Consider the following 20,614-nt stretch of genomic DNA (forward strand, 5'->3'; position numbering starts at 1 on the left):
CCAAGGAGAAATCCGTGTCGCGACCCTACCTTGCTTCTGCTTTTCACTGGCGCTCTGTTGCGTCCAGGCGCATGCGCAAACCGTCGTCACCATCGGCTATGCCGGCGCGCTGAGCGGCGCGCAGGCACATTTCGGCAAAGACAGCGAGCGCGGCATCCGGCTCGCCATGGACGAAATCAACGCAACGCATCCCGTGATCGGCGGCAAGCCGGTCACGTTCGCGCTCGACGCCGAGGACGACGCCGCCGATCCGAAAACCGCGACTACCGTCGCGCAACGCTTCGCCGACGCTCATGTGAGCGCGGTCATCGGCCATCAGAACTCGGGCACGTCGATCGCGGTCGCGCACATCTACGCGCAGCAGCACATCGCCGAGCTCACGCCGTCGGCCACGAACCCGTCGTTCACACAGCTCGGTTTCGACACCACGTTCCGCATGCTGGCCAACGACAATTTTCTCGGTGAGGCGTTGTCGCACTACGTCGCCGATCAGTTGCACGCGAAGCGTGTCGCGGTGATCGACGATCGAACCGCCTACGGGCAAGGCATCGCGGATGTGTTTGCGAATCAGGTGCAGTCCTCGGGTGCAACGATCGTCACGCGCGAGTATTCGACGGACAAGGCGTTCGACTTCAAGGCGGTGCTCACGCGCGTGAAAGGCGTCGATCCTCAGGTCATCTTTTTCGGCGGCATGGACGCGCAAGGCGGCCCGATGCTCAGGCAGATGCGTCAATTCGCGATCAACGCGCCGCTGATCGGCGGCGATGGTCTATGCACCACGGAGATGATCAAGCTCGCGGGCCAGGCCCTCAACCACAACCTGTTCTGCGCCGACGGCGGCCGCAGTCTCGCGAAGATGCCGGGCGGTCCCGCTTTTGCGGCGAAATTCAAGGCGAAGTATGGCGAGCCGGTGCAACTGTATGCGCCATATGCCTACGACGCGATGATGGCGGTCTATCACGCGGCGACACTGGCGCAGGCAACCGATGCGCCGTCGATCGCGGCGGCGCTGCACCGCGTGTCCTTTCAGGGCGTGACGGGCCAGGTGGCCTTCGACGAACACGGCGATCTGCGCACGCCGGCCGCGACGATTTCCACGTACGAGGGCGACAGGAAGATCGCGGTCACGGAGGTCGTCAAATGAGGCGCGAGATCCTGACGGTCGGCTCGCCGGGGCTGAGGATCGTCGCCAGTCATGTGCCGAACGTCGGCGACGCCACCGTTGTCGCCGATGCCATCGCCTTGCGGGACACATTGCGGGCATTTCGCGATGAGCACGGCTTCGGACGCGCCATTGCGGCCACGCAGATCGGTATTGCCAGGCGCATGATCGGCCTTGCGCTGCCGGACTGGCCCGAGGTGATCGTGAATCCGGAGATCGTCTGGACGAGCGTGTGCCGCATCACGTTGTGGGACGACTGCATGTGCTTTCCGGACATGCTGGTGCGCGTGGAGCGGCACGCGTCGATCTCGCTGCGGTTCGTCGATCTGGCCGGGCGGCTGCATCTGCGCGAACGCCTGAGCCCCGATGTCTCGGAACTGATGCAGCACGAGATCGATCATCTCGATGGTGTGCTGTCGTTCGATCGTGCCGTCGGCGCTAACCCGTTCGTCCATCGCAGGGTCTTCGAAAACGAACGTGAAGCCTTCGCACGCGATGTCGATCACTTCACGCAACCTGTCTGAGTTCACTATGACCCAACCCGACGTGGGCCGCATCGACGGTCTGACCTATCCTCGCGGCGTTGCCTACATGGCCGGCCAGTTTCTGCCAATGTCAGAGGCGCGTATCTCGGTGCTCGACTGGGGCTTGCTCCATTCCGATGTGACTTACGACACGGTGCACGTATGGGACGGCAAGTTCTTCCGTCTCGATCTGCATATCGAACGCTTTCGGCGTTCGCTCGCCAAACTGCGTCTCGTCGTGACACACAGCGATGACGCCCTGCGCGACATCCTCGTCGAATGCGTGCGGCGCTCGGGCTTGCGCCACGCGTACGTCGAGATGTTGTGCACACGCGGCGTGTCGCCGACGTTCAGCCGCGACCCGCGCGACGCGATCAACCAGTTCGTCGCGTTCGCGGTGCCGTACGGATCGGTCGCGAACGCGCAACAGCTGCGCGAGGGGTTGCACCTCCATCTGATCGACACGGTGCGGCGCATCCCGCCTGAATCCGTCGACCCGCAGATCAAGAATTACCACTGGCTCGATCTGGTCACCGCGCAGTTTCAGGGTTTCGATGCCGGCGCGGAGACCGTCGTCATCAAGGACATCGACGGAAACGTCGCGGAAGGTCCCGGCTTCAACATCTTCGCCGTCAAGGCAGGCGCGCTTCACACACCCGAGCGCGGCGTGCTGCACGGCATCACGCGCCGCACGGTGATCGATATCGCGGGGCGCCAGGGTATCGCCGTGCACACGGGAGCGCTCGGCGAAGACACGCTGCGCGACGCCGACGAGATCTTCATCACCTCGACGGCTGGCGGGGTCATGCCGGTCACGCGCCTGAACGGCGAGCCGGTTCGCGACGGCGCCCCCGGCGCAATCACGCGGTCGATTTACCGCACCTATTGGGAATGGCATGACGATCCGGCGTACACGCTCACGGTCGAGTACGCCGGATGAGGTCTCCACGAAGGCTAGGCCGCGCGACATGTTGGAATAGATGATGCCGGGATTGAATATCGCTCACGCGGTGGCTTCAAATGCCGTGTGGTACTGCACGGTGCCTGTTGGCAACTCACCGCCAAAGGACAGCGCCTGAAAGTATTCGCGGGGAACCCCAGGCAGTTCCAGACCTGGATGTACCTTGAAGCCGAAGCGCCCATAGTAGCCAGGGTCGCCCAGCACTACGCAGCCAACGCCGCCCAGGCGCTGCAACTCGGACAGAGCGGCTTTCATCAAGGCTGAACCAATACCTTGGCCCTGACGATCCGGCCACACGGAGATTGGCCCGAGCCCGAACCAGCCGGGTGCGCCAGACGAAACCGTAACGGGGGAGACGGCGACATGGCCGGTGATTTCATTGTTCTCTACCGCTACCAGGGAGACGGTGAGCTGCTTGCCGCGGCGCAGTGCATTGACGATAAATTGTTCGGTGTGGCTCGAATGTTCTTCGCGTTCAAACGCCGCCGTTGTCAGTCTCGTGATGGTGTCGATGTCTTCGGCGTGTTCGTCGCGGATCGTCATATTCATATTGAGTGTCTCTCCTTCATCGCCTACTCGGAGATTCGATGCATGAGCCTTCATCTCGCTGTGTGGCCTGCAACCATAAACCATCAAGCCATAGACGGGTAAGTCGGGGAGAGTTGCAAAGCGGGAAAAGGTGTTGATGAGCGGCGTGGACGCGAAATCGGACGGCGCGCAATGCGCCCCGTCCGTCCGGCTCATCGCGTCACGGCTGCGCCTGCTGCCACTGCAGCACCGGATGCGTGGCGCCCGCCGGCATCGCCCATGCGCCGCCCGGACCGAAGTCCCACGACGTGAAGCTCGACGGCGTGCTCATCTGCGCGGTCGTGAGCCCGTTCGTGTCGGGCGGCGCCGTGCCGCCGCCGAGGTTGGCGCCCGCGGCGCTCGTGCGCGTCGTCGTATCCTTGTCCCAGTAGACGTTGGCGTTGATCGTACCGTAGTTGTATGCCGCGATGCCGCCGTACGCTCCGCCCGGCGGCCCGCCGCCGCCGACCTGACCCACGGCGAACGACTCGTTCACCACGCCGTTGGCGCCGTTGGTGCTGACCAGTCCTCCCCCGCTTCCGAGGGCGCCCGTGCCGCCGGTCGCATAGGACTGCGTGATCGCGCCGTTGTTGTTCGCGACGAGACCGCCGGTCGAGCCGTGCGAGCCGGCCACCGTCACGCCGGTCGCGAACGATTGCGCGATCGTGCCGTTGTTGGTGCCCACGAGACCACCCAACGGCCCTTGGGATCTCACATCCGCCGAGCTCGACGAGCGCTCGACGGTGCCGTTGTTGACGCCGACCAGGCCGCCGCTGCCGCCGTTGCCGAAACCGCTCTGCGAGACCGAGCCCGCCGTCGACACATAGGCGACGACACCGTCGTTCCGGCCCGCGAGCAGGCCGAGGGCTCCTTCGTACACGCTGCCGACGTGACCATTGGTGAGACCCAGATTGCGCACGGCGCCGCTTGTGCCGACCACGCCGAACAAACCCGCGATCGCCTGGTTCGAGATGACGGGCGCGACCGCGTTCAGGCCGTCGATCGCATGGCCGAAGCCGTCGAACTGGCCAGTGAAGGCGGCATCGGCGGTGGCGCCGATCGGCGTGAACTCATTGGGAGAGGTTTGGGTCGCGTTCGCGTCGATGTCCTTGCCGAGCGCATAGTTGCCCGCCAGGTCTTGCGACACGTTGCGCAGATCCGTCAGGTCGTTCACGAGCTTGTACGCGGTGATCTGCGTGACGAGGCCGCTATGCGGCGCGGCGGCCCAGCCGCTGTTGGTGAGCAGCGTGCCCGGCGCGTAGCTGCCGTTCATGTCGTAGAGCGCGCTCACGATGCCGGTGCTTGCCGACCAGTCGATCGTGCCGCCGTTCGTCACGCCGCCGCCGTTGTTCACGCCGTTCGCATCCGCCCGGATCGTGAGATTGCCCGCGCCAGCGTTGGCGATCGTCGCGCTCGGGCCGACCGTCACGTCGTGCGCCGCGCCAAGCGTCAGCGATGCGTCGCCCTGCCATCGCACATCGCGCCCGACGGTCAGATCGCCGGCCGCGCCGTTCGAGCCGGTGGCTTCGACGTCGATCGACGTGCCGTTGCTCAAGTTGCGCGACAGCGTATCCGCGGTGGCGCTGCCGATCGTGAAGGTCGGCGCACCGAGCTTCCATTTGCCGGCTTGCACCGTCGCGCCGGCCACGTCGAGCGTGTTCGCGCGCGTCTCCACCGTGCCGCCGCTGCCGTCGGCGTTCGCCGCGGCGATCTCGCCGTTCGCATGCACCGAACCTTGATCGGCGACGAGCCACACGTGGCCGTCGCGCGTCGCGGTGCCCGTCGCGCGAATCGCCGCGCTACGGCCCGCGAGCGCGTAGACATTGCCGTCCGCGGCTTGCAGGCTCGCTTGCGCGGCCTGGATCGTGCCGATGTTCGTGATCGTGCCGCCGCTGCCCGTCTGCACGAAGACTTGCCGGCTGCCCGACGCGTCCTGCAGCAGCACCTCGCTGCCGGTCGCGAGCTCGGCCGAGCCTTGCGGCGCGTCGATCGTGCCGCCGTTCACGACGGCCGTGCGCGACACGAGGAACACGTCGCCGCCGCTCGAGCCGATCTTGCCGAGATTGACCACCGCGCCGTTGCCGCCTCCCGAAAGCGTGAGCGGGCCGCCGGTCATGAACGCGTCGCTGTTGACATCGAGCGCCGAGGCGACGAAGCGCCCGCCCGTCGCGACCACGCCGCCCGGGCCGACCAGCACGCCTTGCGGATTGATCAGGTAGACGCTGCCGCTCGCGCTCAGCTGTCCGAGAATCACCGATGGATCGCCGCCCGTGACGCGGTTGAGCGTCGCGCCCGAGCCGTTGTTGAAGGTGACCTGCCGGCCGCCGCCGATCGAGAAGCTGTTCCAGTCGATCACGCCGCGTGACGAGGTCTGATCGATCACGAGCGCCTGGCCGCCGCCGCCGATGGACCCGCTGCCGGCGACGAACTGGCCGCCCTTCGGCAATGGCGGCGCGGCGGTTGCGCCGGCGCACGCGAGCCCGACGACGACCGGCACGAGCAGCGCCAGCGGCCGCAGCCGCGCGCTGCGAGTGCGCGTGATCGAGAGATGCGGATGCTCGGATCGATGCATGCGAAGCATCCGCGGGATGAAGTGAAAACCGCGCTGCATAAGCCCTCCGGACAGTGTTGTTCGATCGTTCTCGTTGGGCCGCTGACGGTGGAGCCGCTATTGCCATCCAACATGTACGAGGCGCGAACATCGACGTGCGAGCGGGCGTGCAGATGGTAACAATCCGCTTAATACGTCTATGTGGGGTTTCGCACATTCATGTTGTTGAAGAAAATGGCAGTGCCGCAACGCGCCGAGTATCGGGACGCGCTCATGACGCGGCATGAAAATTGAGTATCGAAGGCGTGTGCGCGCCGGCCGATCCGACATGGCCGGTCGAGCGGCGCGTGGGATGAACGACTCGTGCAGGAAAACCAGCAAGGCGGCGCGGCGCGATGGGCACGTTGCCGTGCCTCATCAGACGCGCCGCGATCGGGCCGCCGCTTACTGCGGCAGCGCGTAGGCGATCACATGATCGCCGAGCTTGGTGCCGAACGAACCGTGGCCACCCGCGGCGATCACGATGTACTGGCGGCCGTCGATGGAATAGCTCATCGGCGTGGCCTGGCCGCCCGCGGGCAGACGCGCCTGCCAGAGCTCCTTGCCGGTGTGCACGTCGAATGCGCGGATGTAGTTGTCCGCGGTCGCGCCGATGAACACGACGCCGCCCGCCGTCACGATCGGACCGCCCAGCATCGGCATGCCCATCTTGAACGGCAGCGGAATCGGCGAGCTGTCACGCACGGTGCCGATGCGCTGCTTCCACACGATCTCGTTGGTCTTGAGGTCGATCGCCGAGATGTAGCCCCACGCCGGCTGCTTGCAGGGCAGGCCGAACGGCGAAAGGAACGGGTTCAGCGTCACGCCGTACGGCAAACCATATTGCGGCTGGATGCCCGACTCCGTGCCGCTGCCCTTGGCGCCCGGCACCGGCTCCATCGGATTGCCCGGGCCGCGCGGGATCAGACGCGAGACGAACGGCAGCGCGATCGGATTGGCGATGGCGATCTGGCGGTCGGTGTCGACGGCAATGCCGCCCCACTCGAACATGCCCAGGTTGCCCGGGAACACGAGCGTGCCCTGCAGCGACGGCGGCGTGAACGTGCCCTCATAGCGTAGCTTGTGGAACATCACGCGGCAGACGAGCTGATCGTACATCGTCGCGCCCCACATGTCGGCGTCGGTGAGCTTCTCCTTCGGACGGAACGTGAGATCGGAGAACGGCTGCGTCGGCGAGACGTGGTCGCCGGGCGCTGCGCCTTGCGGCACCGGCATTTCCGGCGCCGGCACGACCGGCACGCCGGTGCGGCGGTCCAGCACGAACAGGTTGCCGGTCTTCGCGGGCGCGTACACGACCGGCACCGTCTGGCCGTCCTTCGCGGTGATGTCGGCGAGCGTCGGCTGCGACGGCTGGTCCATGTCCCACAGGTCGTGGTGCGCGGTCTGGTAGAACCAGGCGAGCTTGCCCGTCGACGCGTGCAGCGCGAGAAGGCCACTCGCGTAACGCTCCTGCTCGGGCGTGCGGTTACCGCCCCAGATGTCCGGCGTCGTCACGCCCATCGGCAGATAAACGATGTCGAGCTTCGCGTCGTAGGCGGAAGGCGCCCATGAGTTCGGCGAATTGAAGGTGTAGTGCTCGCCCGGGCCCGGAATCTTGTTCGGATCCTGCGCGCCCGGATCGAACGCCCACAGCAGATCGCCCGTGCGCACGTCGAAGCCGCGGATCACGCCCGACGGCTCGCGCGTCGAGAAGTTGTCCTCGACCGCGCCCGCCACGATGATCACCTTGCTGGTGACGATTGGCGGTGAAGTCGGCTCGTACATGCCCGGTGTCGTGACCGGCTGCGCATGTTGCAGGTCGAGGTCGCCGTTGTTGCCGAAGCCCGCGCAGCGCTCGCCCGTCTGCGCGTCGAGCGCGTAGAGGTGGCCGTCGTTGACCGGCAGATAGACGCGGCGCGTGCATGCCGCGGGCGCGGCGGCTTGCGTGGCCGAGGCGGCAGGCTCAGCCGTCGCGGCGCTCGCCGACAAGTCGACATACGAGACGCCGCGGCAGGTCACGTGCTGGAACGACGGATCGGCCTGCAGCTTCGGATCGAACGTCCACTTGAGCGCGCCTGTCTTCGCGTCGAGCGCGAACAGCTTCTGGTGCGGCGAGCACAGATAGAGCAGCTCGCCGATCTTGATCGGCGTGACTTCGTTGGTGATCTCGACAGGATCGTTCGGGCCTTTCATGTCGCCCGTGCGGAAAGTCCAGGCCACTTGCAGATTCTTCACGTTTTCAGGCGTGATCTGCTGCAGGGGCGAATAGCGCGTGCCCTCCTGGGTACGGCCGTAGGCGGGCCAGTCGGCGGGATCGATGCCGTCTGGAGCGGTCGCCGGCGCCGCGCCGGACGACGCGCTCAGCGAGCCGTTGACGGTCTGCGGATCGTTGAAGCTCGCATAGACCAGCACGCCCGCCCAGATCACGAGCGCGCCGACCAGCGAGCTTACACCGAGCTTCCGCGCGCCTTCGAGGCGCCAGCTCACGAGCAGCAGCAGCCATACGCCGAACAAGACGAGCACGCCGGAACGCGGTGCGAGCGCCCAGAAGTCGGTGCCCGACTCCGAGATCGCCCAGATCGCGGTGCCCACGAGCACGAGCGCGTAGAGCACGAGCGCCGCGGGACTGCGCCGGTACAGCAGCCATGTCACACCGAGCAGCACGACGCCGGTCACGACGTAATAGGCGGAGCCCCCGAGCGAGAGCAGCCACGCGCCCCCGACCAGCAGATACAGCGCGGTGAGCGCGGTGAACAGCAGTGTGATGACGCCGATAAAACCCAACGATGTCGACTGTCTGGACATGATTATTTCACCCCTTTGTTGAGGGCGCCACGCGCACCGCCTGTTGCGCGATGCCCGAGGCGCGGGCACACCGGCTGACCCGCCGGACTTCTTCCGGGTTCGCCGGACATGCGGGACAAACGTCAGAACACGTGCATCATCCCGATGTATACGCCGGTCTGCAACTCGCCTGCCATCGGGCTCGTGCACGAACCGGCTGCGCGCGGCGTCGCGAACACCAGGAAGGTGCCGCCGTTCCTGCCGTTGTTCACGTACGCGACGGTGCCGTACGGAAACATGCGTGCACTCAGGTTCAGGTTATAGGCGGTCCCGAGCGCACAGAGTATCGCGTGACTACCGAGGGCGTGCGAGACAGCGCCGCTGCCCTTGTCCACGTCGATGCGGAAGTCCGCCGCGGTCACGACCCACCGCGGCATGGCCTGATATATGACGCCTGGCACATGACGCCTGGGCGGTTGTGGCCGGCGTCATATATCAGGCCACGCCCACGGCGAATGGGGCGCCGAATGGTGCGTGCAGGCAGTGTGGATCTTGAACTTCCGCACGCGCAGAGGTCTCAGCCAGAAACTTTGTTGCAACCCGAACCATCCGCGGTGGCAAACTGCGCAGGCCTGTTCATCGTTTTGTCACGCGCGTGCGCGGAATGCGATTTGCGGCCGAAACACGTTCTGTCCTTCCGGCTCGATCGACGCGCCGACCAACAACCGATGAACACTCGCCTGCTCAGTCTTACGCGCATTCCCTTTTTTCTGCCGCTCGCCGCCGCCACCTTGATGCTCGGCATCGCGATGTCCTTCACCGCGCCGTATCTCTCGCTGTTCAGCGTGGAGCAGGCCGCCATGACACCGTTGCGGCTCGGCGTCTTCATGACGGTGATCGCCGCGAGCGGCGTGGTGGCGAGTGCCTTCGCGGGCAAGTGGTCGGACCGGCATGGTCATCATCGCGGACTGTTGCTTGCGGCGCTCATTGCATCGTCGCTCGGCTTCCTGCTGCTGTGTCTGGTGCGCAACTACGCGGCGCTGGTCACGATCGGCCTCGTGTTTCTCGGTGCGGGCGGGTCCGCCATGTCGCTCGTGTTCTCGTTCGCGCGCGCGGCGCTGCCCGTCGACGACGAAGCCGAGCGGTCGTTCGCGCTTGCGACGCTGAGAACAGTCCTCTCGATGGCATGGGTGTTCGGACCTTCCGTCGGTGCGCTGGTGCTGGCCGCGTCGGGCTTCTACGGCCTGTTCCTGTTTGCGGCGGCGTGTTTCGCAGCGTGCAGCGCCATCGTATGGCGCATGCACGATTCGCCCAAGGGCGATCCGCACAGCGCGCCGGCGCACTATGCAGGCGATCCGTCGTCGCTGCTCGAGGTGACGGCGCCCGACACCGAAGAGCTCGTGCAGCCGCACGCCGGCGCACCGCACACGCGCGCGGAAATATCCCGCGCCACCGTCGCGCTGACGCTCATCGGACTTGCCGCGAGCGCGACGATGATCGTTCTGCCGCTCTATGTCGTGCATGGCATGCATGGCACGCGCATCGATGTCTCCATCATGCTCAGGCTCGGCGCGTTCCTCGAGATACCGATGATGCTGGCGCTCGGCGCACGCGGCTCGCGTCTCGACAAGCAGCGCTGGCTCGCGTCCTGCGCGGCCGTGCACATGGTCTATTTCGTTGCGATCGCGGCGGCGCCGAGCATCCGCGTCCTGATTCCCATGCAGGCCTTCAACGCGTTCGTCGTTTCGGTGACCTCATGCCTCGGCATGACTTACATGCAGGACCTGATGCCCCGCAGCCCGGGATCGGCGACGGCGCTGTTCTTCAACGCGTCCCGCGTCGGTTCGATTCTCTCCGGCGTGTTGTCCGGCGCGCTCGTGGCGGCGCTCGGCTATCGGGGCACGTTTCTCGTCTGCGGTTGCCTCACGCTGAGCGCATGGGTGCTGTTCGTCAATCCGCCGTTCGGACTCATTGCCCAGCGATTGCGCGACTGGTGGAAAGCACGGCGAGAGCCGGTACGGTGATTTCGTCTGCATGGGACGAGGCGCGGCTCTTGCCCTCGTCCCGCATGACCATCTCGCGACAGGCAAGGACAGGCGCCCGGGCCGCGCGCACAGCGCTTCACTCGTCCGCAAGCGGCGCGTGCGAGGTCTCGCGGCTGCCGAGCATCGCGACGAGCGCGACGCCCGCCGCCCCGACCAGATACCAGGCCGGCGCGAGCTTGTTGCCCGTCACGCCGATGAGCCATGTCGCGACGAGCGGCGCGGTGCCGCCGAACAACGCATTGGCCGCATTGAAGCAGAACGCGAAGCCGCTGTAGCGCACGCGCGTCGGGAAGATCTCCGACAGGAAGCACGGCAGCGTGCCGTCGTTCATCGTCAGGAGCGCGCCAAATGCGACCTGGATCGCGACGATCATGGCGAAGCTCGCGCCGACGAGTCCCTTGAAGAGCGGCACGGTCAAGACGGCGAACAGGATCGATGCGCCGATCAGCATCGACTTGCGCCCCACGCGGTCGGACAGCGCGCCCATCAGGAAAATCAGGCCGATGTAGGCCGTGAGCGAGATGGTCGCGGCAATGAACGAGGCGGTCTCGCTCATGCCCATCTCCGTCGACAGATACGTCGGCATATAGCTCAGCACCAGATAGAACGCCACCGCGTTCAGGCAGGTCGCGCCGAACGCGATCAGCATCCGCGCACGGTGCTTCGACAGCAGCTCGGCGATCGGCGCGCGTGCCGCATGATGGCTCTGCTCCAGCGCCTTGAAGCGCGGCGTATCCTCGAGCTTCACGCGGATATAACGTCCGATCAGACCGAACGGCGCGGCGAGCAGGAACGGCAGGCGCCAGCCGAAGGACTGCAACTGCTCGCTGCTCAGCGCGGCGTGCATCAGCGCGATCAGAATCGAGCCGAACAGCAGCCCCGCTGCCGTGCTCGCGGGCACGATGCTCGTGTAGACGCCGCGCTTTCTGTCCGGCGCGTACTCCGCGAGAAAGGCCGCCGCGCCCGCATATTCGCCCGACGCCGAGAAGCCCTGAACCACGCGCACCAGAAGAAGCAGAACGGGCGCGAGCATGCCCACCTGCGCATAGGTCGGCAGCAGTGCGATCAGGAAGGTCGAACACGACATGATGAGGATCGACAGCGAAAGGGACGTGCGCCTGCCGATCCTGTCGCCCACATGCCCCCACACGATGCCGCCGAGCGGCCGCACGATGAACGATATCGCGAACACGCCGTAGGTGGCGAGCAAGCCCGTGGCGCCATCGGTCCTGGGAAAGAACACCACGGCGATGATCGTCGCCAGATAGCCATACGACGCGTAGTCGAACCACTCGACGAAATTGCCGATAAAGCTCGCGCAGGCGGCGCGCTTCAGCAGCTTCGGGTCGACACGCGCGCCTTCCATGGGCGATCCCTGAGGCATCGCGATTTGCGCGGATACCGCTCTTTCCGTATTCATCGACTGTCTCCAGACATGATGATGTGATTGCGCTGCACGTGGCGCCAGCTTGCGACGCCATCCTGTGATGATGTTTTCGGATGGAACCCGAATCAGTTCCCCTTGTAGACGGGAAAGCGCGCGCAGAGCCGCGCCACCCGCTCGCGCACCTGCGCTTCGACGCGCGCGTCGCCGGGACGATCGAGCACGTCGCAGACGAGAGACGCGGTGAGCTTCGCTTCATCCTCGTCGAAGCCACGCGTCGTGATCGCCGGGGTGCCGATACGGATGCCGCTCGTGACGAACGGCGACTGCGGATCATTCGGCACCGCGTTCTTGTTCACCGTGATGTGCGCGCGTCCGAGCGCGGCATCCGCGTCCTTGCCGGTGATGCCCTTGTCCACGAGATTCACGAGGAACAGATGGTCGTCCGTGCCGCCCGATACCACGGCATGGCCACGTTCGAGAAACACGCTCACCATTGCGCGCGCGTTGGCCAGCACGCGCTGCTGATAAGCGGCAAACTCTTCGCCGAGCGCCTCGCGAAACGCCACGGCCTTCGCGGCGATCACATGCATGAGCGGGCCGCCCTGCGTGCCGGGAAAGACCATCGCATTGAGCTTTTTCTCGATCGCTTCGTTGGAGCGCGCGAGAATCAGGCCGCCGCGCGGCCCGCGCAAGGTCTTGTGCGTGGTCGTCGTCACGACGTCCGCGAACGGCACCGGATTGGGATAGAGCCGCGCCGCGACCAGACCCGCGACGTGCGCCATGTCGACGACCAGACAGGCGCCGACGCGGTCCGCGATTTCGCGAAAGCGCGCGAAATCGAGCACGCGCGAATAGGCGGAGAAGCCCGCGACGATCATCTTCGGGCGATGCGCGAGCGCGAGCCTTGCGACTTCGTCGTAGTCGATCAGGCCGCTGTGCGCGTTCACGCCATACTGCACGGCGTCGAACACCTTGCCCGAAAACGAGACCTTCGCGCCGTGCGTCAGATGGCCGCCATGCGCGAGCCTCATGCCGAGGATGGTGTCGCCCGGCGCGAGCAGCGCGAGGTACACAGCCGCATTCGCCTGCGATCCGCTATGCGGCTGCACGTTGGCGTAACCGGCATCGAACAAGGCCTTCGCGCGTTCGATCGCGAGCGATTCGATCACGTCGACATGCTCGCATCCGCCGTAATAGCGCTTGCCGGGATAGCCTTCCGCATACTTGTTGGTGAGCACCGAACCTTGCGCTTCGAGCACGCGCGGACTCGCATAGTTTTCCGACGCGATCAGCTCGATGTGATCTTCCTGTCGTTGCCGCTCGCCGCGCATCGCCGCCGACAGCTCGGGGTCGAAGCCCGCGATCGTCTGTTCCTTCGAATACATGGATGCCTCTCTGTCTGCCTGAGAAGCCCGCGGCATGGGCGCGGGCGTTCGTGCGCCGCCGCGTTCAGGCCGCGATGATGTTGTGCTCCGGCCCGTACGGAAAGCCGGTGATGTTGGTTGCGCCCTTTTCGCCGACCACGAGGATGTCGTGTTCGCGATAGCCGCCCGCCCCTGGCAAGCCCTGCGGCAGCATGATCATCGGCTCCATCGAGACGACCATGTTCGGTTCGAGCACCGTCTCGATGTCCTCGCGCAGCTCGAGCCCGGCTTCGCGGCCGTAGTAGTGAGAAAGCACGCCGAACGAGTGGCCGTAGCCGAACGTGCGGTATTGCAGCACGCCGTATTCGGCGTAGATCTTGTTGAGCTCGCTGGCGATGTCGCAGCAACGCGCGCCCGGCTTGATGAGCCCGAGTCCCGCTTCATGCACCTCGACGTTGATCTTCCACAAGCGCAGATGCGCATCGGAGCAGTGATCGAAGAACATCGTGCGTTCCAGCGCCGTGTAGTAGCCCGCGATCATCGAGAAGCAGTTCAGGCTGAGGATGTCGCCCTTGTGCACCTTGCGCGTCGTCACCGGGTTGTGCGCGCCGTCCGTGTTGATGCCGGACTGGAACCACGTCCATGTATCCATGAGTTCCGAATCGGGAAAGCGGCGTGCGATCTCGCGCACCATCGCCTGCGTCGATGCGAGCGCGACTTCGTGCTCGGGCACGCCCTCGTGCACCGCCGCCGCGAGCGCCGCGCCACCGACGTCGCACACGTTCGCGCCATGTTTGATGACTTCGATCTCCTCCGCCGACTTGATCATGCGCATGCGCATCGTCTGCGCGCCGATATCGACGAATTCGACCGACGGCAACGCCGCCTTGAGCTTCGAGAGCGCCTCGACTGGCAGCTGATCGAACTCCACGCCGACGCGTCCCTTGTTGTCGATTTCGCCCTGCACGGCACGGAAGAAGTTGTCGCGCTGCCAGTCGGTGTAGACCACGTTGTAGTCGCCGACGGTGCGCCGCCACGGCTGGCCGCCGTCGATGTTCGCCGAAATCGACACGACCTTCTTCGGCGTCACGACGAGACCGTATTTGCGCCCGAACGAGCAGTACAGAAAGTCCGCGTAGTAGTTGATGTTGTGATACGACGTGAACAGCACGGCATCGATGTTCTCGCGCGCCATCAGATCGCGCAGCTTGCCCTGGCGGCTCGCGTATTCGGCGTCGGAGAAAGTGTGCCGTGCTTTCTCGCCATTCTCGATCCGGATGAGGTTCTCCATTTTCATGCGCTCTGCTCCTGGGTGAAATGTCCATCGGTGTGAGCGAATGGTAGTAGCCTGATGGTTTGAAACATGTCCCGATTCGACGCCAAAATTCCTGTTTTCGACATCGAGGGTTAACGAGAGACGGCGCACGAAAACGTGCGCGCGATCGTGCGAGGTGCTGCGAACTCATGGAGTGGCGCGTTTCAGAGCGCCTTCTGATAGCGCCGGCGATCGGCTATTGGCGAATTGGCGAACTGCGCCTTGTAACGCGTCGAGAAGTGCGTGAGCGAAGTGAAGCCCGTGCGCGCGCACACTTGCTCGAGCGGAAGCCCGGTCCGGTAGAGCAGCTGACGCGCGCGCAGCAGGCGTATTTCGAGGTAAGCCTGTGCGGGCGTCTTGCCGAGGCACTCGCGGAACCATCTTTCGAGCTGCCGTTGCGATACCTTCACGAACGATGCGATCTCCGCGACGCTCATGGTTTCCTCGACATTGCTTTCCATGACTTGCAAAGCCTCGTCGAGCTTCGCGTGCTCCTCCCCGACGTATCGCCTGAGCGACGTCATCTGACGCTCCTCGTGACCGCGCCGCTCGGCGACGAGCAATTCGAGCACGCGCGCCGCGAGCGACGGACTGCCGGGCGGCAGTCCGAGCAGATGCACCATCAGATCGAGCGGCGCGACCCCGCCGCTGCATGTGTAGCGGTCGCGGTCCACTTCATAGAGGCGATTGGAGACGGTCAGCTTCGGGAATTGCTCCAGGAGCACATCCTGATCTTCCCAGTGAATCGTGCAGCGGTAGCCATTGAGCAGGCCCGCGCGCGCCAGAAAGTAGCTTCCGGTGTCGAGGCCGCCTAGTGCGCTACCGTGCCGCGCCTGCAAGCGCAGCCAATCCATGATGGCGCCGATGCCCTTGCGCGGAATCGGATTCGGTCCGACGACGAACACGGCGTCGAAGCGGCCCGCTTCCTTGATCGAGGTATCGGGAAGCACGCGGATCCCGTCGCTCGAACGCACGACATCTCCGCTCGCGCCGATCAACTCGTATTCGTACACGGTCCGTTCGATCAGCATGTTCGCGATCCGCAAGGGATCGACGGCCGTGCCAAGCGCGATCAGCGAGAAGTTCTCGAGAAGCAGAAATCCGACGCGCATCACGCGAAGGTCGTGCATGCCGGCGTTCGCGTGCTTTTTCGATGGCGGGTCGACGGAAGACGGCATGAGAGGTCCGATCTGCTCACGGGTCGCCCGCACGCAGGGTTCATTTGGGATGGGTGTCGATGATATCCGATGCGCTCATGGATAAAGGACGGTGCATGCGGCCTTGCCGGCCGCAGCCGGCCCGGTTGAATACCGACGACGCGATTTCCCTCACTGCATCAGCGTCATCTGGACGACCTTGACGATGACCAGCGCGACCGCCACGACGAGATAGCCGCGCAGCACGCCCATCCAGACCCGGTTGGACAGCGTCAACTTCGGCGGAGGCAACTGGTCGAGGGGCGGCATACGCCATGTGTCGCGCGCCTCCTTCGGCCAGGCCACTCGGTCATCGTGAGCGGCCTCGGCTGCCGGCTGCTGATGGAGCTTGCGCAACACGACGGTTGCCGCAAAGCCAGCGACTGCGAGCAAGGTTCCCCCGCCCAGCACCTCGATGATGGTCCGGCCGGTAATGTCGGGGTACATGACGGACGCGGTGAGGATAATCGACAGCATGACCAGCACCCAGACCACGGCGCCGGTGAACAGGTTCAGCTTCCTTGAATTGACCCAGGGGCCGAGCACGGCCTTGTCGTTGCACAACAGCAGCAGGAACACCGTGGCGCTCGGCAGCAGGACGCCCGCGAGCGTCTGCACCGCTTCGGTCAGCAGGCCAAGCGGGCTGCCCGGCATGAGCACCAGGGCTGCAGCGCCCGCAACGATGCCGAAGTACACGAGATAGAAGCCCTTGGCGTCCGACACGTTACGGTGCAGTGAATGGCGAATCCTGAATACGTCACCGATGGCATACGCGGTTGACAACGAGACCGCCGCCGCACCGATGATGCATGCGTCCAGCAACGCCACGGCGAAGAGTACAGCGCCGGTGCGTCCCGCGTATTTCTCCAGGCCGGTGATGACGCCGCCTGCATCAGTGAAGTTGCCGAGTTCGGGGCGGCCTGCGAAGAGCGCAGCGCTAAAGGAAATCATCGCCACCGCGCCGATCATCACGAACACGATGCCGATCCACAGGTCGGCTTTCTCGTACTTCATGAAGCGCGGCGTGATGCGCTTGTCGATGATGTAGCTCTGTTGAAAGAACAGTTGCCACGGTGCCACGGTCGTGCCGACGATGCCGACGACCAGCAGCATCACGTCACTGAGCTTCGAGTGGGCTGGCCAGTTTGGAATGAAGAAGTCGCCTGTCATTTGCGAAATTGGCGGGTGAATCGACACCAGCACCGGCACAAGCAATAGACTCAATAGACACAGCACTACGGCGAATCGCTCAAAGCGTCGGAAATTTCCGGTGCTGACAGCGGCCATCGTGAGCGCGGCAGCGATGCAGACACCTGCAATCCTGGAAACGCCAAAGAAGTCGAGGACGAACGTAATGCCAATGAACTCGGTCACGATCGTCAGCGCGTTGAGAATGAACAAGTCGATGACGCTGAACGCGCCCCAGAACTTGCCAAAGCGTTCGAAGATGAGACGCGCATGGCCGACACCCGTTACCGCTCCGAGGCGCAGGACCATTTCCTGGTTGACGAAGAGAACCGGCACCAACAGGAGCAGCGTCCACAGCAGCGTTGTCCCATAGTTCTGTCCCGCCTGGGTGTAGGTGCCGAAGGCCCCCGCATCATTGTCGCCGACCATCACGATGAGGCCGGGGCCGACAATGGCGAGCAATGTGCGAAGACGCGCCCACCAGTTGGTGCGCGGTGCGGTGTCGTGGTGTGCGATGGTGCCGAATGCACCCCTGATGTCGCCGAGGTGAGCGTCATCCAGCACGGCGGCGCGCGGCGGCGAAACTTGCGATGGCGTGGACATGTTGTTTTCTTCCCCGAACATGAATAGTTTTTGAACGAAATGGTCCATCTCCCGAGCGCGTAAGGGCGTGTGTCATTAAACGACGCATCCTTGCGTATGCCGGAAACGAGCGCGAGAGGATTACGAAAGGAGCGCCTTGAGACGTTGCCAGAAGGCGGCAAGCCGCTGCGGTCCGCGGGCGTGCAGGGCGAGCATGGCGTCGTAGTGGACGCGCGATTGCTCGACTCGAGGCAGGTGCGGCAGGAGGAGGCCGAGGTTCATGGTATTTCTCCGGCGTCTGGCTTGACGCGGTTCACGGAAAGCCAGCGGACACGGAGCGCGAGCACGTGATGTGCGGGACGAAAAGGTCTACTCGCTTTCCTCAGTCAATGATGAGGTGATGCGGCATAAGGGATAACTGTCACTGCCTGGCATGGCGGCTCCTTTTCGGCGTCTCAAACGCACGCTGATTCTCGCGCGCGCCCGCGCCGGGGGTCTCCAGGGCGCAAACGAACGCAACCGTCGCGAGTTGACGCTCGCGACGCGGTGCCATACGGACGCGCGAAATGCCCGCGTCCGTATGGCGCTGGTCATGGTGCACGGAGAGGGAAACTACGGCGCGCACCGTCTGCCTTCTGGCAGAACGGCGGCTAGAGAAAAGACGCGGACGTTCTGCCGGTCAGGCAGCGAAACTGTTCGAAGGTCGACTACTGCAAGAATCCAAGGCATTGGCCCCGATCTGTGAAGATTCCAAATTTTAGGTGCTCGCGAAAACGGAAGTCAACATAATTGACTCGAGCAGGACCAAAACAGGTTGGCGATTGCGGAGAAACGTTTCCGGGGACTTGCGGCATCTCACTAAATGCTTTCATCAGTCCGGACACGCAAGGATATAGAAAGCAGTTACGAGTCGATTCACGGCGGCTGATCGTGCGTCTTCGACTAATCCTGGGGCGTGGGCGCTTGCGGGTTCATGGCATGCCTTCCCTGGATTTTCATTTTCTTCTCGGCGTTGTGAGCGGCGTGCTACGAAGTCTTCGCACGTTTGGCTGGTTTGGCCGAAGCGACGGCTTTTTGAAGTTTGAACCCGGGCAGCGTGCGAGCATCGGGACTCGACGCGAGGTGAATGGACTGCTCGACCACGGCATTGAACTGGAACTCGTTCGTCCACAGCGGAACACGGGTGCGATAAAAATCTGCCCACTGAAACTCGGCGAACGGCTCTGGAGTCTTGAGATATCCCCCTGCGTTTCTCACGAAGGCGGCCAGGCTTCGGTAAGGGTCATCGGCGAGGTCCTTGACGTCATCCGGAATCGCGGACAGTGCCCGGAGCATGCCGCGCTCGTCATAAGGATGGACCCATTTGTGCGCTATCACCGTGTTCCAGAACTCCTCGTTGGGGAGGCGCGAAAGGTCAGCAGCAACTTCGACGTATGCCTCGGCAATCCCGCTATCGGCCAGGGCACGTGCGAGATGGTGATGGTCGATGATGTAATGCCGGTCTCTTTTGCCCAAGACCGTTGGAATCGGCGCGCTCTTGAGAAAATCTCTTAACGCCTTTGCATCAAGCGCTCTCAAATGCTTGCGCTTGGCATCCACTTCCAGCATCCCGACGGTCGCCTGCATTGGCCGAAGCTGTGCGATATCCACCCTCGTTATGTTCGCCATCGGTCGAGCTCTCCAAGTTCCGGAACATTCTACCCTCGCGTCAGACAAGCCAAGGTAGAAGAGTGGGGAGTCGTCCTGCTACGGACGCGTTCGAATGAATGACATCGAGCTTAAGAATCCCATCAGGTTCGACTGAGTATCCTCAGTAGTCGTCGTTCTCGACCGAAGCTGGAACATCCGATGCCTGAGAACCGCTCATCTACGGTCAAATACCGGCCAGTGGCCAAGCTGTTGCATTGGTTGATGGTGCCACTCGTCCTCGCGCAGTTCATCATTGGCTGGACGATGCCGGACGTGCACCACGACACTGTTCCAACAGGCCTCATCAGCTGGCATCTGTCGGTCGGCGCGGCGATTATTGCGCTGATGCTCGTCCGCGCGGTCTTGCGATTGATCGATGAGCCGGAAGCAATCGAGGCTTCATTCCTGCGGGATCGTCTATCAGGAGCGAATCATCTGCTGCTGTATGTGATGCTGATTGTGGTGCCTGTTACCGGCTGGGCCAATGCATCGGCTCGCGGATGGATTGTCCGACTGCTCGGCGTGTTTTACTACCCTCTCATTACGCGAAAGGGGTCTTCCGTCGGACAGGTCATGGGTAACGTGCACGGATGGCTGGCATGGGCGCTACTGGTGCTGATCATCGTGCATGTTGCCATTGCGGCGTTTCATCACTTCGTGCTTCGCGACGACGTGCTTCAACGCATGCTGTAGTAGCCCCGGTGCCCGGTACGCACCTGATTCTCCCCGGTGGCACTCGACCGAAGCGCCAGCGTTACCCGATCTTCTACTGCAGGACGCGCGATCACGCGGTTTCGGGGCGTCGTGCGATCCGTGCTCGCACTTCAGGTGATGCCAGGCACGTAGCGACTGCCTCGTAACCGGGCGCGCCGGGGTAAGGCGCGACGCGGTTGGGCGGACTGTGATTGGCGGGACAAAGGATGACTGCCTCATCCGGTCCAATGGCCGTCAGGTCGAGAATCGCCGAAGAACGTGTCATCAGGAAAAGAGGCGTTCCTCCAGCTCTTGCCCGTTGTCGAAGTTCGGCGATCAGGGCTTCAGACCACGACCGAATCCGGCTCGGCACAGGCATGGCCCAGGGGCCCCCGGCGTTCGGATGCCACATTTTTGTCAGCCAGCCTTAAGTGCTTCATAAGCTTTTCAGGTGGAAACTTGCGACTTGTCGAAGTATTGGAAGCAAGAGCCGCCATCGCCTTAGCCGGGCCCGGGTGAACCAGCGGCTACGTTCATCGACAGTTCAGGAACGGCCGGGTCGCAATT

General features: G+C 64.0%; 16 protein-coding genes and 1 pseudogene. 5 read left to right on the top strand and 12 right to left on the bottom strand.

Annotated elements, in window-relative coordinates; genetic code table 11:
• The first annotated feature begins 46 nt into the window (after positions 1–46).
• The 3 genes from AWB83_RS05770 to AWB83_RS05780 are packed head-to-tail and all read left to right on the top strand — an operon-like array spanning position 47 to position 2,626.
• Positions 47–1,144, top strand: a complete 1,098-nt coding sequence (locus AWB83_RS05770) for a branched-chain amino acid ABC transporter substrate-binding protein (RefSeq protein WP_087043434.1) — start codon at positions 47–49, stop codon at positions 1,142–1,144.
• Complete coding sequence (locus tag AWB83_RS05775; RefSeq protein WP_087043297.1) at positions 1,141–1,686, top strand: peptide deformylase; 546 nt, start codon at positions 1,141–1,143, stop codon at positions 1,684–1,686. The genes AWB83_RS05770 and AWB83_RS05775 overlap by 4 nt, the downstream gene beginning before the upstream one ends.
• A gap of 7 nt (positions 1,687–1,693) precedes the next feature.
• Positions 1,694–2,626, top strand: coding sequence for an aminotransferase class IV (locus AWB83_RS05780; protein ID WP_087043299.1), 933 nt, complete (start codon positions 1,694–1,696; stop codon positions 2,624–2,626).
• A 63-nt stretch (positions 2,627–2,689) separates the two neighbouring features.
• Here AWB83_RS05780 and AWB83_RS05785 read toward each other — a convergent pair whose 3' ends face one another.
• The 4 genes from AWB83_RS05785 to AWB83_RS05800 all read right to left on the bottom strand — a co-directional run bounded on the left by AWB83_RS05785 (position 2,690) and on the right by AWB83_RS05800 (position 9,025).
• Positions 2,690–3,196: a GNAT family N-acetyltransferase gene (locus AWB83_RS05785; protein ID WP_087043301.1), complete on the bottom strand. Its 507-nt coding sequence runs from the start codon at positions 3,194–3,196 to the stop codon at positions 2,690–2,692.
• Between the two features lie 199 nt (positions 3,197–3,395).
• Positions 3,396–5,786: a beta strand repeat-containing protein gene (locus AWB83_RS05790; protein WP_087043435.1), complete on the bottom strand. Its 2,391-nt coding sequence runs from the start codon at positions 5,784–5,786 to the stop codon at positions 3,396–3,398.
• A gap of 423 nt (positions 5,787–6,209) precedes the next feature.
• Positions 6,210–8,609, bottom strand: coding sequence for a glucose/quinate/shikimate family membrane-bound PQQ-dependent dehydrogenase (locus tag AWB83_RS05795; RefSeq protein WP_087043302.1), 2,400 nt, complete (start codon positions 8,607–8,609; stop codon positions 6,210–6,212).
• A gap of 122 nt (positions 8,610–8,731) precedes the next feature.
• A complete protein-coding gene (locus AWB83_RS05800; RefSeq protein WP_087043304.1) occupies positions 8,732–9,025 on the bottom strand; it encodes a hypothetical protein in 294 nt (97 codons plus the stop codon).
• Between the two features lie 291 nt (positions 9,026–9,316).
• Here AWB83_RS05800 and AWB83_RS05805 point away from each other — a divergent pair, with 291 nt between their 5' ends.
• Positions 9,317–10,612, top strand: coding sequence for a sugar efflux transporter (locus tag AWB83_RS05805; RefSeq protein ID WP_087043306.1), 1,296 nt, complete (start codon positions 9,317–9,319; stop codon positions 10,610–10,612).
• 97 nt (positions 10,613–10,709) lie between these two features.
• Here the strand turns inward: AWB83_RS05805 and AWB83_RS05810 are convergent, their stop codons facing one another.
• From AWB83_RS05810 to AWB83_RS05835, 7 genes are all read right to left on the bottom strand, one after another.
• Positions 10,710–12,053, bottom strand: coding sequence for an MFS transporter (locus AWB83_RS05810; protein WP_096059355.1), 1,344 nt, complete (start codon positions 12,051–12,053; stop codon positions 10,710–10,712).
• Between the two features lie 92 nt (positions 12,054–12,145).
• Positions 12,146–13,405 carry a serine hydroxymethyltransferase gene (glyA, locus tag AWB83_RS05815; RefSeq protein ID WP_087043307.1) on the bottom strand — a complete coding sequence of 420 codons (1,260 nt, stop codon included), beginning with the start codon at positions 13,403–13,405 and terminating at the stop codon, positions 12,146–12,148.
• A 64-nt stretch (positions 13,406–13,469) separates the two neighbouring features.
• On the bottom strand, positions 13,470–14,681 hold the full coding sequence (locus tag AWB83_RS05820; RefSeq protein WP_087043308.1) for a M24 family metallopeptidase: 1,212 nt from the start codon (positions 14,679–14,681) through the stop codon (positions 13,470–13,472).
• Positions 14,682–14,863: 182 nt separating this feature from the next.
• Positions 14,864–15,877 carry a GlxA family transcriptional regulator gene (locus AWB83_RS05825; RefSeq protein ID WP_087043310.1) on the bottom strand — a complete coding sequence of 338 codons (1,014 nt, stop codon included), beginning with the start codon at positions 15,875–15,877 and terminating at the stop codon, positions 14,864–14,866.
• A gap of 150 nt (positions 15,878–16,027) precedes the next feature.
• Complete coding sequence (locus AWB83_RS05830) at positions 16,028–17,686, bottom strand: NRAMP family divalent metal transporter (RefSeq protein WP_087043437.1); 1,659 nt, start codon at positions 17,684–17,686, stop codon at positions 16,028–16,030.
• A 120-nt stretch (positions 17,687–17,806) separates the two neighbouring features.
• Positions 17,807–17,947: a hypothetical protein gene (locus AWB83_RS36725; RefSeq protein WP_167389077.1), complete on the bottom strand. Its 141-nt coding sequence runs from the start codon at positions 17,945–17,947 to the stop codon at positions 17,807–17,809.
• Between the two features lie 744 nt (positions 17,948–18,691).
• Entirely contained in the window at positions 18,692–19,333 is a 642-nt protein-coding gene (locus AWB83_RS05835) for a ParB-like protein (protein ID WP_087043311.1), read from the bottom strand.
• Positions 19,334–19,513: 180 nt separating this feature from the next.
• Here AWB83_RS05835 and AWB83_RS05840 point away from each other — a divergent pair, with 180 nt between their 5' ends.
• Positions 19,514–20,047 carry a cytochrome b gene (locus tag AWB83_RS05840; protein ID WP_087043312.1) on the top strand — a complete coding sequence of 178 codons (534 nt, stop codon included), beginning with the start codon at positions 19,514–19,516 and terminating at the stop codon, positions 20,045–20,047.
• 91 nt (positions 20,048–20,138) lie between these two features.
• Here AWB83_RS05840 and AWB83_RS37100 read toward each other — a convergent pair.
• Positions 20,139–20,405, bottom strand: a pseudogene (locus AWB83_RS37100) (MerR family transcriptional regulator); the annotation flags it as partial.
• Between the last annotated feature and the right edge of the window lie 209 nt (positions 20,406–20,614).

The sequence above is a fragment of the Caballeronia ptereochthonis genome, from assembly GCF_001545075.1.
GTDB lineage: Bacteria > Pseudomonadota > Gammaproteobacteria > Burkholderiales > Burkholderiaceae > Caballeronia > Caballeronia ptereochthonis.